The sequence below is a fragment of the Micromonospora sp. CPCC 206171 genome, assembly GCF_036906755.1.
In the GTDB taxonomy this organism is placed as follows: Bacteria; Actinomycetota; Actinomycetes; order Mycobacteriales; family Micromonosporaceae; genus Micromonospora; species Micromonospora purpureochromogenes.
Map to the genome: position 1 here is coordinate 1 of NZ_JBAKHT010000047.1, position 12,284 is coordinate 12,284.

The window sequence follows — 12,284 nt, forward strand, 5'->3', positions numbered from 1 at the left end:
CCCGCCGAACCCCAGCCTAGAACACCCCTCTTGATCATCACTTGACACAGAGGGGTGCCAGATCCGGATGCCCAATGCGCCGATTCAGAGTGCGTGTGAGTCGCGCGCGTGCCGTCTGGTCAGGCTGACACTGAGGTGGAAGGTCAGTCGCCGGACGCGAAGTCCCGCAGTCCCGGTTGAGCTTAGGACCCCGGGCCGCGGGTGAGCCTGCGCAGGGCCTGTTCGGAGGGGCTGCCGGGATCGGCGTGGTAGACCACCAGGGTCTGGCTGGTGCCGCTTATCTGCAGCTTCTCGTACCGGAGTCGCAGCTCGCCGACGCGGGGGTGGCGCAGGGTCCGGACGCCGCCGCCCGACCGGACCCCGACGTCGTAGCGGTCCCACAACCGGCGGAACCGGTCGCTACCGGACGACAGCTCCGCGACCAGTTCGGTCAGCCGTGGGTCGTCCGCGTCCACCGCCACCAAGGCTCGCAGGCTGGCCACGGCATTCGCCACGATGTTCTCGGTGACCGGATAGTCCCGCAGGGACGCCGGGTCGAGGAAGATCGCCCGCAGCACGTTCACCCCCGCGGCGAACAGTGGGGACAGCGCGGTCGCCGCCGAGTTGGCGTACAGCACGTCGGCGTAGCGGCCCTGCACGAACGCGGGCGTGTCGGGCCAGGAGTCGACGAGCTGCCGGATGCCCACCGGCACCCGCTCGGGCTGCCGGGGCGGGCGGGGCGGCGCGGAGCGAGCCAGCCCGTGCAGGTGGGCGGTGGCGTCGCCGTCCAGCCGCAGCGCCCGTGCCAGCGCATCGAGCACCTGGGCCGAAGGGTGCCGGTCCCTGCCCTGCTCCAGCCGCAGGTAGTAGTCGGCGCTGATCCGGGCGAGCAGCGCCACCTCCTCCCGGCGCAGCCCGGGCACCCGGCGCCGCCCGTGCGGGGGCAGCCCCACGTCGTCCGGACTGACCACTTCGCGCCGGGCGCGCAGGTAGTCGCCGAGCGGACCGGCCTTGCCCATCCGCCCATCGTAGGGGTCGACCGGGCGCGCCCAGCCTGGTCCTACCACTACCAGGAAAACCGGGACTCCGGATAGCGCCGCCGGGAAGCGGCACGGTGGTGGAGACGAAAACGACCAACAGAGATCGGAGTGACATGACCGAGCTGATTACCACGTCGTTCGGGTTCTCCTCGACCGCCACCGAGGTGATCAAGGACGTCGACCTTGCCGGCCGACGCGCGATCATCACCGGCGGCGCAGCGGGCATCGGCGTGGAGACCGCGCGGGCGCTGGCCCGCGCCGGCGCCGAGGTGGTGCTGGCGGTGCGCCGGGTCGGCGCGGGGGAGCAGGCCGCGGCCGACATCACCGCAAGCACCGGAAACCCTGGGGTCACAGTCCGCGAGCTGGACGTGGCCGACCTGGATTCGGTACGCCGTTTCGTGGCCCGCTGGGACCAGCCGCTGCACATCCTGGTCAACAACGCCGGGATCATGGCGCTGCCCGAGTTGGAGCGCACCCGGCAAGGTTGGGAGTTGCAGTTCGCCACCAACTACCTCGGGCACTTCGCGCTGACCGTCGGACTGCACGAGGCCCTGGCCGCCGCGCGCGGCGCCCGGGTGGTCTCGGTGGCCTCCACCGGGCACCTGTTCTCGCCGGTGGTCTTCGACGACCTGCACTACGCCTTCCGGCCCTACGACCCGCTGACCTCGTACGCCCAGTCGAAGACCGCGGATGTCCTGCTGGCCGTGGAGGCGGATCGGCGCTGGTCGGGGGAGGGCATCCGGGCGAACGCTCTGAACCCGGGCGCGATCGCGACCGGGCTGCAGAAGCACACCGGCGGGCTGAAGACGCCGCCGGAGCGGCGCAAGACCCCGCAGCAGGGGGCCGCGACCTCGGTGCTGCTGGCGGCGTCGCCGCTGCTGGACGGCGTCGGCGGCCGGTACTTCGACGATTGCGCCGAGGCGCCCGTGGTCACCGCGCGGTCCGCGGATTTCCGGGGCGTGGCCGCGTACGCGCTGGACGCGGGCAACGCCGAGCGGCTCTGGGACGAGTCGCTGAAGCTGGTCGGCTGAACCGGATACTCCGCACGAAAGGAGACGACAATGACCGCAGCGGAATTCATCGACCTGGGCGACCAGGCGCCCCGATGGCGCGCGCCGTCGCCGACGGCGGCTACGACCTGCACGTGTGGGCGCGCCGGCCGGCGTCGCTGGAGGCGCTGACCGGAACCACGTACACCGGGCACGACAGCGTGGCCGAACTGGCCGCAGCCGTGGACGTGCTGCTGCTCTGCTTGCGTGACGACGCCGACACCGCCGATCTGCTCGAACACCGGCGGCTGCTGGACGGGTTGCGGCCGGGCAGCGTGGTGGTCGGCGAGGTTGTGGATGGTCGCCGCGTCCTGGCGGGAGAGGCGCAGCCAGGCCCCTGGACCACGCCGGGGGCGTCGACAAGCTCCTGCTGTCGCTGGTCCATCTGCGTACCAGCCAGATCAACGGCTGCAGCCCGTGCATTTTCGCCTCGATCGAGTCGGCGCAGAAGGCCGGTGAGACAGACGAGCGGCTGCACAACGTGGTCGCGTGGCGCGAGACGTCCTTCTACACCGAGGAGGAGCGGGCGGCCCTCGCCCTGACCGAGGCCGCCACCCGGCTCCAGGACGGCGCACCGGGCGTGACCGACGAGATCTGGGACGCCTCCGCCGACCACTTCAGCGAGGAGCAGCTGGGCGCGATCATCCTGGAGATCACAATGACCAACTTCTTCAACCGGATCAACCGCACCGTCCGGGAGCAGGCCGGCAAGACATGGTGAGTCGGGCGGGGCGTCACCCCCCCGGAGGCCGCGCCTTCCTAACGTCACGGGATGACGCCCCCACAGACCGAAACCCCGGGTCCTGGCATTCGTGACAGCACCCCGATCCACAGGTGTTGACTATTTCCTCAGCCGGGTTCTCTCCTGGTCCTGTGCGGCCTACAGCAGCCGCGGCGTGGCCCGTCACAGCTGTTCGACGACCTGCCGCAGTTCCGGGTTGAGTGTCCAGCCGTGCGCGCCGAGCAGTCCGCGCAGCTCGGCCAGCGCGGAGCGTGCCGGTGTGCCGGTGGTCAGGGTCGTGTAGCGGGCGGCGACCGTCGGTGTGCGAATCTGACCGGCAGCGCAGTGCAGCAGCACCACATGGCCCTTTTTGCGCAGCTCGAGGGCCATCCGGGGGGCGGCCAGGCGGCGCCGGCGGCCAGGCGTCGAGCATCCTTTGCGGCGGGTTGCCGTTGGAGAGGGCGATGGACGACGTGGTGGAGTTGCGGGTGCACGGTGTCGCCGGGGCATCGGCGACGAAGGTTGTCGGCCACCCGAACCTGGTCCAGGTCGCGGGCGACCGCCACGCGGGCTTCTACCGTCCGCGGCCGGGAGCCGGGGCGGCGGACGGGGCTGCCGAGATGACGGTCGAGGGCTACCGGTGGGGTGGCCTGACCGGCGGAGCGGCGCTGGTGAGCACGCTGTCGTTGCTGCTGCTGCCGTTCATGCTGTGCAACCTGGCGGTGTGGCTCCGGCCGGCGGGTCCGGACCGATTCGGCCTGCTCGCCACACTGTGCCGACTCCTGGGTGGCACCCTGACCGCTGGCTTCGTCCTGGCGATCGCCGGCGTCTCGGTGGACCTGATCGGCTGGCAGTGCGCCTCCTACCAGCCCTGCATCGCCGGTCGTCCGTACCTGTCCTGGCTGTCGGCGCTGCCGGTCGGCCCGCGACTGGCCGTGCTCGCGATCGTCCCGCTGGTGGCGCTGCAGATCGTCTGGGGCATCAGTGCCCGACGTGCCCGCACCTTCGCCGCGTTCGGGGGGACTAAGGGCCGCCCCACCGCCGATTCGCTCGACGCGGCCGGATTCTGGGACGACGGTCCCTCGGTGGTGTGGCTGCGCCGGATCCACTTCTGCCTCGGCGCCGCGACGCTGGATGCGGTGCTGCTCACCGCCCTGGTGCCGCTCGGGCGCGGCGCCGTGGGGATGCCGCTGCTCAGCATCGCGATCGGGGTCCTGGGGTGGTGCGCGCTGCTGCTGTGCCGGCGTACGGCGCTCGGCGGGCTGCCGCCGGCCCGGTCCGGGCGGCTGCTGCGCGCAGTCACCAACGTCCTGACCGTCCTGACCCTGGGCTACGCCGTGACCCTGCCCGCGGCCGATCCGAAGCCCGCGCAGCTGCCCGGGTTCGAGTCCGAAACCGCCGGACTGGTCGCTGCGCAGGCCGCGTTGCTCGTGGCACTCGCCGTGGTCACCGTACGCCGCCTGCGGACCCGCCGCGGGCCGGGCCGGCCGGCCCTGCTCGGGTTGGGGACCCCGGTCGTCGGGGCGGCTGCGGCCACCGTGGCCGCCGCGTTCGCGGCGACGCTGGTGTACCGGGTCGCCGACTGGCTCGACCGGGGAATCATCCCCGATCCGGCCCGGCTCGACCCGCCGGGCCTGCCGCCCCTGGAGCCACCGGTGTCCTACTGGTGGGCAGCGCTCGCGGGATTCGTCGCCCTGCTCACCACCGCAGCGGTGGCGATCTGGTCGATGCTGCTCAGCCGCGCCCGCCGCCGCGCGAGCGCCGAGCGCGACATCAGGACCGACTATCCGGAAGCGCAGCCAGAGGCCGAGCCCCGGCTTCGCGAGCTCCGGGAGATCATCGCCCGGTCGCACCTGGTCGACCGGCTCGGCCCGGTACTGGTCGCATTCCTGGCGATCACCGCGTCGGGCCTCGGCGCGGTCGCGCTCGACCTGGCCGACATCGGCCCGACGCGGCTCGCCGAGGAGCTGAGCGGGCGGACGGGTCAGCCGGCACTGGTCGTCGCGTACCTGACCGACGTGGGGATCTACGTGATCAGCCTGCTCGTCGTCGGGCTGGCGATACTGGGCGCGCAGGCCTACCGCTCCCCCGATACCCGTCGCGTGCTGGCCGTGTTGTGGGACCTGGGCACCTTCTGGCCCCGGACGATCCACCCCTTCGCGCCGCCGTCCTATGGACGGCGGACCATACCCGAACTCGGCAAGCGGGTGTCCGTCCTGGCCCGCAAGGGTGGCGTGGTCCTGTCCGGGCACAGCCAGGGGTCGGTGCTGGCGGTCGTCACGCTGCTGCAACTGCCGCCCGCGACGGTGAGCAGGGTTGCCCTGCTCACCCACGGTTCGCCGCTGTACCGGCTCTACGCCCGGTTGTGTCCGGCCTACCTCGGGGAGCGGACGCTGCATGAGGTGGGCGAGCGGATCGGCTGGCGGTGGCGGAACCTGTGGCGGTACACCGACCCGATCAGCGGGCCGATCTTTCCCGGTCGAGCCAGCCGCGGAGCGGACGGGGACGCGCAGACCGTGGACGAACGGCTGCGTGACCCCCGCAGCCTGACCGTGGACCCCGACGACACCGTGCCCCCACCCGTGGAAGGGCACTGGGCCTACCACACGCAGGAGGAATACCGGCGTGCCGTCCGGGACCTCGCCGCGCGGCTGCCGATCAGGACGGACGACGCAGCCCGGTGACGCGGCTCGCCCCCGTTGCCGCGGAGTCTCGCGGAATCGTCGGTGACGGCTGCTTGATGAGTCCCGGAAGATCGGGGGCAGGATGCTACGCGAAAGCGGGGGACCGACCCATCGACTACGAGCGATACATGGCAGAGGCTAGGGGCTCCACGGCCGCATAGCGGAAGTCTCCACACTTCGAGGGGATTGACACTTGCCGCCTAACAAATGTCCATGCAACCGGGTCAACATCATCGGGATGTGGGTGACGCTTTCCGGCTAGCCAGGTGGTGAGGGCTGCTCGGGTGGGCGTCCTCGGGCACGGGCTGCGTCGGATATGGCGATCCCGGCCAGGACGAGGGCAGGTGCCATGGCGACCAGCAGTGGCGGCAGGAAGTACGCCGCCGGTGAGATGGCGGCGAGTACGAGGACCCCGATCGGCCGGGAGCGGGAGACCCGGCCGAACACCTCGTACTCGAAGATGGCCCGTCCGGCGAGGAACAGCGCGGGTCCGCCGAGGATGACGGTGATCCAGGCCGGTGGTGTGTGTCCGAGCGGGTGCTCGATGACAAGTTCGTCGCCGACGGCGATGGCGACGATGCCGGCGACCATGAGCAGGTGGGCGTATGTCGCCGGGATGACGGCGCGGAATGGGTCGGGGGCGGCTGCGATGGCCTCTGCCAGCATGCTCCCGGCGCGGTGGATGTAGATCCGCCACAGCAGCGCCGTGGTGGTGAACGCGGCCACCACCGCGGCTATCCGGTCGGGCTCGAACCTGCCGCTGCTGAACGTCAGCCCGGTGACCAGGATGAGCTCGCCGAGCGCGATGATGAACAGCTGCCGGTAGCGCTCGGCCAGATGTGGGGCGGAGATCGCGAACTCGGCTGCACGCGCGCGACCCAGCCGCGGTGTGGGAAGGCCGAATGCGATTCCCCCGTACTCCATGGCCAACGCCAGCGCCCACAGCACCCCACGTGCCGTGTCGTGCGCGACAGCACCCGCGATCCACGGCACCGCGGACACGCAGGACCAGAAGAGTGGCCGCGCGAAGGCGCCCCGCGCCTCGTGGCCCCGCAGCAGAAGCAGGGCGCCGGCGCTGCGACCGATCTGGGTGGCGACGTACAAGCCTGCGAAGACCAGACCATGCTCGCCGAACGCCTCCGGCGCTGCGGCGGCCATCAGCAGGGTGCCGAACATGGTCGCGATCACCAGCAGCTGTATCAGCGGTTGCTGCGGGTCCAGCCTGTCCGTGAGCCCTGCCGTCTGGATCCACACCGTCCACAGGGCGAGCAGCAACACCAGCGTCTGGAAGGCGCTGGTCCAGGTCAGATGGTCCAGCAGCCCCTGCGAGAGCCGTGCGAGCGCGAAGACGAACACCAGGTCGAAGAAGAGTTCCAGGTACGTCGCTCGTGGTTCCTCGGGTCGTCGCAGGAGCCCGGCTGCCCCACTCGTCATCTGCTCGCCCGTTTCTGCCGCTTCTGTCTAGCTTTCCGCCAGTCGTACCACACGGCAGTGCCGTCAGATGCGGATGTGCTGCGGTGGCCCGGGTTCGAGCGGCTCCGTTTTATCCGCCGGGCGGCGATAGAGGTCGGTGAGTTCCTTCCATCCGTCGCCGCCCGCGGATCAGGTCGTCGACCTTGGCCCAGGCCCCCGGCAGGTGCTACAGGTGGCGGAGTGTCACCCAGGTCCTGATGAGTCGACCCGATTGCATTGGCATTCATCGATGGCGAGGGTGGTAGCCCTCGGGAGAGGATGTCGAGATGCCGAGAGCATCGAAGTACCCGGCTGAGTTTCGTGCCCACGCGGTGGAGTTGTGGCGCACGTCGGGGAAGTCCAGCGGGCGATCGCGCTTGAGCTGGGCATCACCAATGAGGCGGCTCGCCGCATGGTTCGAAGCGAAGCGGGCCCGCCGGGCAGCCCTGACCGCCGCTGCCGCCTACGCCGCCCATCTCATCCGGCCCCACCTGCCCACCGCGGCGACCCTCACCGTGGACGTCATCAACGGGGGATTGCGCGCCGTCCTCGACAGAGACCGCCGCACCCTGTGGTACGCGCCCGCATGCCCGACCGGCCTCGACGACGCCACTGTGGAAGACGTCGAGGGCGTCATGCGTGACGCCCTGGAATTCGGTGCGGACGAGAAGTCAACTCGAAGAGGCCGGGTGGCAGACTCCCCCGGCCTCGCCCGCGGCCGGCCGTTGGGTCAGGGAGTGGGCGCCTGCTTGGCGATCAGCTCGAACGAGCGGATCCGGTCCTCGATGTTGTAGACCTGGGTGGTCAGTATCAGCTCGTCCGCACCCGTGCGCTCGCGCAGCTCGGCGAGCTGGCGGGCCACGGTCTCCGGGGAGCCGAGCGCCTGCCCCTCGAACCGCTTCCGCGCCAGCTTCAGCTCCTGCGGCGTGTACGGGTACCGAGCCGCTTCCTCGGGGCTGGCCAGCAGCTGCGCCTGGCCGGTATGCATGCGCAGGAAGGACAGCATGGCCGGGCCGGCTAGGTACTCCGCGCGCTCGTCGGTATCCGCGCAGATCGCGTTGACCGAGACGATCGCGTACGGCTTGTCGAGGTACTCCGACGGGCGGAAGTGCTGCCGGTACAGGTTCAGTGCCGGCAGTGTGTTGGCGGAGCTGAAGTGGTGCGCGAAGCTGAACGGCAGGCCCAGCATGCCGGCCATCTGCGCGCTGAACCCGCCCGATCCGAGCAGCCAGATCTTCGGCATGTTGCCCAGCGCAGGGATCGCGGTGATCCCCATCCGGTTCTCGCGCCTGGTGAAGTACCCGATGAGATCGTCAAGCTCCTGTGGGAACGCCTCGGCGGACAGGCCCTTCGTCGTCCGGCGCAGGGCCAGCGCGGTGACCTGGTCGGTGCCGGACGTCCGGCCGATGCCCAGGTCGACCCGGCCCGGGTGCAGCGCTTCCAGGGTGCCGAACTGCTCGGCCACCGCCAGCGGGGCATGGTTGGGTAGCTGCACGCCGCCCGAGCCGACCCGGATCGTCGAGGTCGACGCCGCCAAATGCGCGATCAGCACAGCCGGGGACGAACTGGCGACCCACGGCGTGTTGTGGTGCTCGGCCACCCAGAACCGCCGGTAACCCAGCTCCTCGGCGCGGACCGCGAGCGCCGTGGTGTGCCGGAGGGCCTCGGCGGAGGATCCGGTGGCGGCGACCGGAGCGACATCGAGGACAGAGAGAGGTACGTCAATCACGAGATCATTCCTTTGGTGGTGAGGTTGTCATGTGGCGGGATGGTCTAAACCGGGCTCCGGCCCGGGTGGCTAGCGGCGGAGCCGCCGGTGAACAGGGCCAACGCGGTGAGGTAGGCGCGTTTGGCACCGAAGCGGCTTATGGCCCAGGCAGCCAGCGGGGTCACGCCGCACCAGAGCGAGCGTGTAGCCGGTGGCGACCCACTGCACGGTGAGTGGCGCGTCGAACTCCGTCGCCAGCGGATGGAGAGCGACGTTGACGATGGTCACGTCGCGCACGGCCATGATCGAGCCGATGACGACGACCACCAGCGGTACGGGCGAGAGTGGCGGCGGATCCGGCGGTCCGTGCCGGTCCGGTGACGGTGCTCATCCCCCGTCACAGACCGTACGGGTGTTCGGCGCGAGCGGTGCGCAGCGCGCGGCCCCACCACAACAGCTGGTCGACCATGTTCTTGGCGGCGCTCTCGAGGACCGCCGGGTCGAGCGGTCTGCCGTCCTCGCCCAGACCGGACCAGGGCCCGTGCAGGCTGACGGAGTCGCGCACAGTCACGGCGTGCAGCTCGGCGAAGACCTGACGAAGCTGCTCGACGGCGCGAATCCCGCCGCTCAACCCGCCGTAGGAGACGAAGCCGATCGGCTTGGCCTGCCACTGGGTGTAGTGCCAGTCGATGAGGTTCTTCAACGAGGCCGGAAAGCTGTGGTTGTACTCGGGCGTGACGACGACGAACGCCTCGGCGGCGGCCAGCCGTGGGCTGACGTCGGCGAGCACGGCCTGAGTCCCCGGCGCGGGGGCGGGAAGGCCGTCCCGCCCGGGCATGGATACGGGAAGATTCAGGCCGGCGACATCGACAACGTCCAGATCGATGTCGGGGCGGTGGCCCACATGGCCGGTGAACCACTCGGCGACCGACAGGCCGGCGCCGCCGCTACGAGCACTTCCGATGATGACGGCGACCCGAAGCGCGGGGTCGTTCGAAGGTGCGAAGTCAGACATCACGGTCTCCCCTCGTTCTCTCGTTTCATTGCCACGATTCGCTGCACGTCAGGTAGCATACAACGGTCGTTGCAGAAGCTACAACGGCCGTTGTAGACGCCTTGATCGACATGTGGGAAGATGACGCGATGACCGGCATGGGCTCAGAGGACAAGACAAGGACGGCCCAGCCGCGGCGGGGCCGGGTGGACAAGGCGACGGCAATCGTGCAGGCCGCGTGCGAGGTCTTCGGACGGGACGGATACTCCCGGGCCAGCATCGACACGATCGCCGCCGAGGCCAGCGCCTCGACTCGCACCATCTACAACCACTTCCCGGGTGGGAAGGAGGAGTTGTTCCGGTCCATCGTGCGGTTGAGCGCAGAGCGGGTCAGGGACGAGCAGCTCGCGCAGCTGCGGAGGTACCTGGACCCGGAGCGTCCGCCGCATCCGGACGACCTTGAACGTGACCTGCTCGCTCTGGCCCGCGCCTGGGTCGGCCTGATAACGGACTCCCGCGACCACTTCTCGCTGGTGCGGCACATCTACGCGGAAGCCGGGCACATCCCGGCAGAGGTCTTGGATGCCTGGCAAGATGCCGGACCGCGCGTGGTGGGCCGCGAGGTGGCGTCTGCCATGGCCGCGCTGGGCGATCGTGGCCTGATCGACGTCCACGGCAGCCCGGCCCAGGCCGCCGCCCATTTCATGGCGTTGATCTCAACCGAGATCACGCAACGGTCCTACTGGGGGGTCAGCCCGCTCCCGCCGGAGGAGGCCGACCGGCTGACCTCCGCCGGAGTACGCGCGTTCCTGCGGGCGTACGGCTCCGCGGGCTGAGTTGGAGCCGCCCTCAAACCGGAACCCGGCAATCGGTCGCGGCTCGTCCCCCGGCAGTCGGCCCTGCGCGGCACAACAGCCGAAGAGATCGATGTACAACCTGCCGCCGAGTTCGGGCTCTCCCCCGACGACGCAGAACTTGCACGCGACCGGTCGTTCGGCGGGCTGGTCCGATCTGCCACTCGCAACCCCTGAACTGCCCAGACCCGGGCAAGGAAACCCAGGGCGTGGAAAGCGTTCAACGCGGTATCCAGGACCCGCCACTGGTGGCCCGCATCAACCCCGAATTCGCTCCCAGGCAGTAGCGCGCCATACCCGGCGTAGCAGCCTCGTTCGCCCGCGCGCTCATCGGCACGTCCGGGCGTACGTGAGCACACGTGACAACTACGGATGGTGACGCGCGCTCGGCGGCAAATGAGCGCGGTCGCGTCGACCGGCGTCGGCCTGCAGCGGCGCCCGGCCAGGTCGTGGACCACCCGGAGCCGGGTATGTGGGTACGCCTCTGGTCACCGTCTGGTGGTGGTAGAAGTGTGCGACTGTCGCCATAGGGCCAGGTCTTCGAATGCATCGCTCAGTTGCCGAGCGATGTCGGGATCAGCGGTCGCGGAAACTTCGGCGGCAAGCACGTCCGCGGGTATCGGGCCGGACAGCCAGTCGTTGGCTTCGCACCAGAAGCCGTTGTCCTGCCGCGATGAGACGAGAAGGTCGCTGACGAGTACGGCGAGTTGCCGGGCCGCAGGTTTCCCAACGTGCACCGGCCACGCCGCGAGATAGGGCGAAACGTTCTGTCCGCATTCGGCGATCGTGTCCAGCACCTCCCGCGGCTCGCACACGCTGGGCCACGTCGAGGTGGTCTCCCGCCACCAGGCCCACGCGAAGTCGCTAATCACACGCCGTTCATCGGCCGAACCCGACCGCCACAGGCCCGCGAGCCGAGACGGCAAGAAGATGTGGTAGCTCCAGTCGTTCATTTCGCCGGCCGCCACCAGCTCTAGGAGCCGGGGCATGAAATGGTTGAGGTACCTCTGATCACCCCACGTCGTCGTCGAGTTGAACAGCAGCAGACCGAGCTGCTCGGCAGTAACCTGGCGCAGTTGCGTTCGGTGCAGCGCTTCGACCTGCTCCGGGTCAACGCAGTGGTCGCAGTATTCGACACTCTCGACCAGCTGGTACCGGCCGAATACCCGGTACAGATCATCTACCGCCGCCTGCAGCTCACTGCGCATCCGGTCAGGCTAACAACGAGGCCTGGACGGCAGGACAGTCAGATGCAGTCCCAGCCCAGCGATGATCGACGCGCTGATCGCGGCAGTTGAGCGCATCTGGTCGTGGCCCGCGTAAACGCTTCGCTGGAATTAGTGAGCGCCCCCAGTGTTCACTCTCCTTGATGCACTATGCGCATGCCATGCAGAAGCGGGCGAACGGCCGCGCGGCGAGCCGTTCATCGCCGATCGGCTGCCCGCATCGTTCGCAGACGCCGTAGGTCGCCGCGTCCACCCGACGCAGCGCGTCGTCAACGTCGGCGATCCGCTCTCGCGCCCCGGCCAGCAGCGCGGTCAACTGGGCGCGTTCGAAGCCGATGGTGGCGCCCTCCGGGTCGTGCTCGTCGTCGGCATTCGAATCCCGCGATGCCAGGAATAGCGCCTCCAGATCCTGGGCCAGCGTCGCCGCCCCAGCCTCCGCCCTCGCTCGCAGCCGCAGCAGTTCATCCCGGACCATATGTGTAGCCTAACGGCCTCCAGCCGGCACAGACAGGCCATGGAGGGGACGCGCACGGGTGGCGGCATGTGCGGATGCCGTGAAGCGCTATGCCTCAGTCGC

General features: G+C 69.8%; 12 protein-coding genes and 1 pseudogene. 6 read left to right on the plus strand and 7 right to left on the minus strand.

Annotation, left to right across the window (positions count from 1 at the left end; all coding sequences use genetic code 11):
- Positions 1 to 182: 182 nt before the first annotated feature.
- Positions 183 to 998, minus strand: a complete 816-nt coding sequence (locus tag V6U89_RS29370) for a helix-turn-helix transcriptional regulator (protein WP_334576402.1) — start codon at positions 996 to 998, stop codon at positions 183 to 185.
- A 134-nt stretch (positions 999 to 1,132) separates the two neighbouring features.
- Between V6U89_RS29370 and V6U89_RS29375 the strand changes: the two genes are divergently transcribed.
- The 3 genes and pseudogenes from V6U89_RS29375 to V6U89_RS29380 all read left to right on the plus strand — a co-directional run bounded on the left by V6U89_RS29375 (position 1,133) and on the right by V6U89_RS29380 (position 2,789).
- Positions 1,133 to 2,050, plus strand: a complete 918-nt coding sequence (locus tag V6U89_RS29375) for an SDR family NAD(P)-dependent oxidoreductase (RefSeq protein ID WP_334576407.1) — start codon at positions 1,133 to 1,135, stop codon at positions 2,048 to 2,050.
- A gap of 74 nt (positions 2,051 to 2,124) precedes the next feature.
- Positions 2,125 to 2,340: pseudogene (locus V6U89_RS30320) on the plus strand (NAD(P)-binding domain-containing protein); the annotation flags it as partial.
- 65 nt (positions 2,341 to 2,405) lie between these two features.
- Positions 2,406 to 2,789 carry a carboxymuconolactone decarboxylase family protein gene (locus V6U89_RS29380; RefSeq protein WP_334576454.1) on the plus strand — a complete coding sequence of 128 codons (384 nt, stop codon included), beginning with the start codon at positions 2,406 to 2,408 and terminating at the stop codon, positions 2,787 to 2,789.
- 183 nt (positions 2,790 to 2,972) lie between these two features.
- Here the strand turns inward: V6U89_RS29380 and V6U89_RS29385 are convergent, their stop codons facing one another.
- Positions 2,973 to 3,179: a hypothetical protein gene (locus V6U89_RS29385; RefSeq protein WP_334576410.1), complete on the minus strand. Its 207-nt coding sequence runs from the start codon at positions 3,177 to 3,179 to the stop codon at positions 2,973 to 2,975.
- Between the two features lie 74 nt (positions 3,180 to 3,253).
- Here V6U89_RS29385 and V6U89_RS29390 point away from each other — a divergent pair, with 74 nt between their 5' ends.
- On the plus strand, positions 3,254 to 5,473 hold the full coding sequence (locus tag V6U89_RS29390; protein ID WP_334576412.1) for a hypothetical protein: 2,220 nt from the start codon (positions 3,254 to 3,256) through the stop codon (positions 5,471 to 5,473).
- A gap of 258 nt (positions 5,474 to 5,731) precedes the next feature.
- Here V6U89_RS29390 and V6U89_RS29395 read toward each other — a convergent pair whose 3' ends face one another.
- Positions 5,732 to 6,907, minus strand: coding sequence for a low temperature requirement protein A (locus tag V6U89_RS29395; RefSeq protein WP_334576414.1), 1,176 nt, complete (start codon positions 6,905 to 6,907; stop codon positions 5,732 to 5,734).
- 413 nt (positions 6,908 to 7,320) lie between these two features.
- Between V6U89_RS29395 and V6U89_RS29400 the strand changes: the two genes are divergently transcribed.
- The gene (locus V6U89_RS29400) at positions 7,321 to 7,719 is read left to right on the plus strand and encodes a hypothetical protein (RefSeq protein ID WP_334576416.1); all 399 of its coding nucleotides are present in this window, start codon (positions 7,321 to 7,323) and stop codon (positions 7,717 to 7,719) included.
- Here V6U89_RS29400 and V6U89_RS29405 read toward each other — a convergent pair.
- Both V6U89_RS29405 and V6U89_RS29410 read right to left on the minus strand, forming a co-directional pair.
- Positions 7,656 to 8,654, minus strand: coding sequence for an LLM class flavin-dependent oxidoreductase (locus tag V6U89_RS29405; RefSeq protein ID WP_334576418.1), 999 nt, complete (start codon positions 8,652 to 8,654; stop codon positions 7,656 to 7,658). The two genes, V6U89_RS29400 and V6U89_RS29405, sit on opposite strands and share 64 nt — an antisense overlap.
- A 376-nt stretch (positions 8,655 to 9,030) precedes the next feature.
- Positions 9,031 to 9,648: an NADPH-dependent FMN reductase gene (locus tag V6U89_RS29410; protein WP_334576420.1), complete on the minus strand. Its 618-nt coding sequence runs from the start codon at positions 9,646 to 9,648 to the stop codon at positions 9,031 to 9,033.
- Between the two features lie 110 nt (positions 9,649 to 9,758).
- Here V6U89_RS29410 and V6U89_RS29415 point away from each other — a divergent pair, with 110 nt between their 5' ends.
- Positions 9,759 to 10,463 (plus strand): TetR/AcrR family transcriptional regulator, encoded by a 705-nt coding sequence (locus tag V6U89_RS29415; protein WP_334576456.1) that lies wholly within the window; start codon positions 9,759 to 9,761, stop codon positions 10,461 to 10,463.
- Between the two features lie 506 nt (positions 10,464 to 10,969).
- Here the strand turns inward: V6U89_RS29415 and V6U89_RS29420 are convergent.
- Positions 10,970 to 11,689 (minus strand): hypothetical protein, encoded by a 720-nt coding sequence (locus V6U89_RS29420; RefSeq protein WP_334576422.1) that lies wholly within the window; start codon positions 11,687 to 11,689, stop codon positions 10,970 to 10,972.
- A gap of 166 nt (positions 11,690 to 11,855) precedes the next feature.
- Positions 11,856 to 12,182 carry a TraR/DksA family transcriptional regulator gene (locus V6U89_RS29425; RefSeq protein ID WP_334576424.1) on the minus strand — a complete coding sequence of 109 codons (327 nt, stop codon included), beginning with the start codon at positions 12,180 to 12,182 and terminating at the stop codon, positions 11,856 to 11,858.
- Positions 12,183 to 12,284: the final 102 nt, after the last annotated feature.

Coding starts and splice junctions, on each gene's coding strand:
- V6U89_RS29370 (WP_334576402.1), bottom strand. CDS start 998: ATGGGCAAGGCCGGTCCGCTCGGCGACTACCTGCGCGCCCGGCGCGAA.
- V6U89_RS29375 (WP_334576407.1), top strand. CDS start 1,133: ATGACCGAGCTGATTACCACGTCGTTCGGGTTCTCCTCGACCGCCACC.
- V6U89_RS29385 (WP_334576410.1), bottom strand. CDS start 3,179: ATGGCCCTCGAGCTGCGCAAAAAGGGCCATGTGGTGCTGCTGCACTGC.
- V6U89_RS29390 (WP_334576412.1), top strand. CDS start 3,254: ATGGACGACGTGGTGGAGTTGCGGGTGCACGGTGTCGCCGGGGCATCG.
- V6U89_RS29395 (WP_334576414.1), bottom strand. CDS start 6,907: ATGACGAGTGGGGCAGCCGGGCTCCTGCGACGACCCGAGGAACCACGA.
- V6U89_RS29400 (WP_334576416.1), top strand. CDS start 7,321: ATGAGGCGGCTCGCCGCATGGTTCGAAGCGAAGCGGGCCCGCCGGGCA.
- V6U89_RS29410 (WP_334576420.1), bottom strand. CDS start 9,648: ATGTCTGACTTCGCACCTTCGAACGACCCCGCGCTTCGGGTCGCCGTC.
- V6U89_RS29415 (WP_334576456.1), top strand. CDS start 9,759: ATGTGGGAAGATGACGCGATGACCGGCATGGGCTCAGAGGACAAGACA.
- V6U89_RS29420 (WP_334576422.1), bottom strand. CDS start 11,689: ATGCGCAGTGAGCTGCAGGCGGCGGTAGATGATCTGTACCGGGTATTC.
- V6U89_RS29425 (WP_334576424.1), bottom strand. CDS start 12,182: ATGGTCCGGGATGAACTGCTGCGGCTGCGAGCGAGGGCGGAGGCTGGG.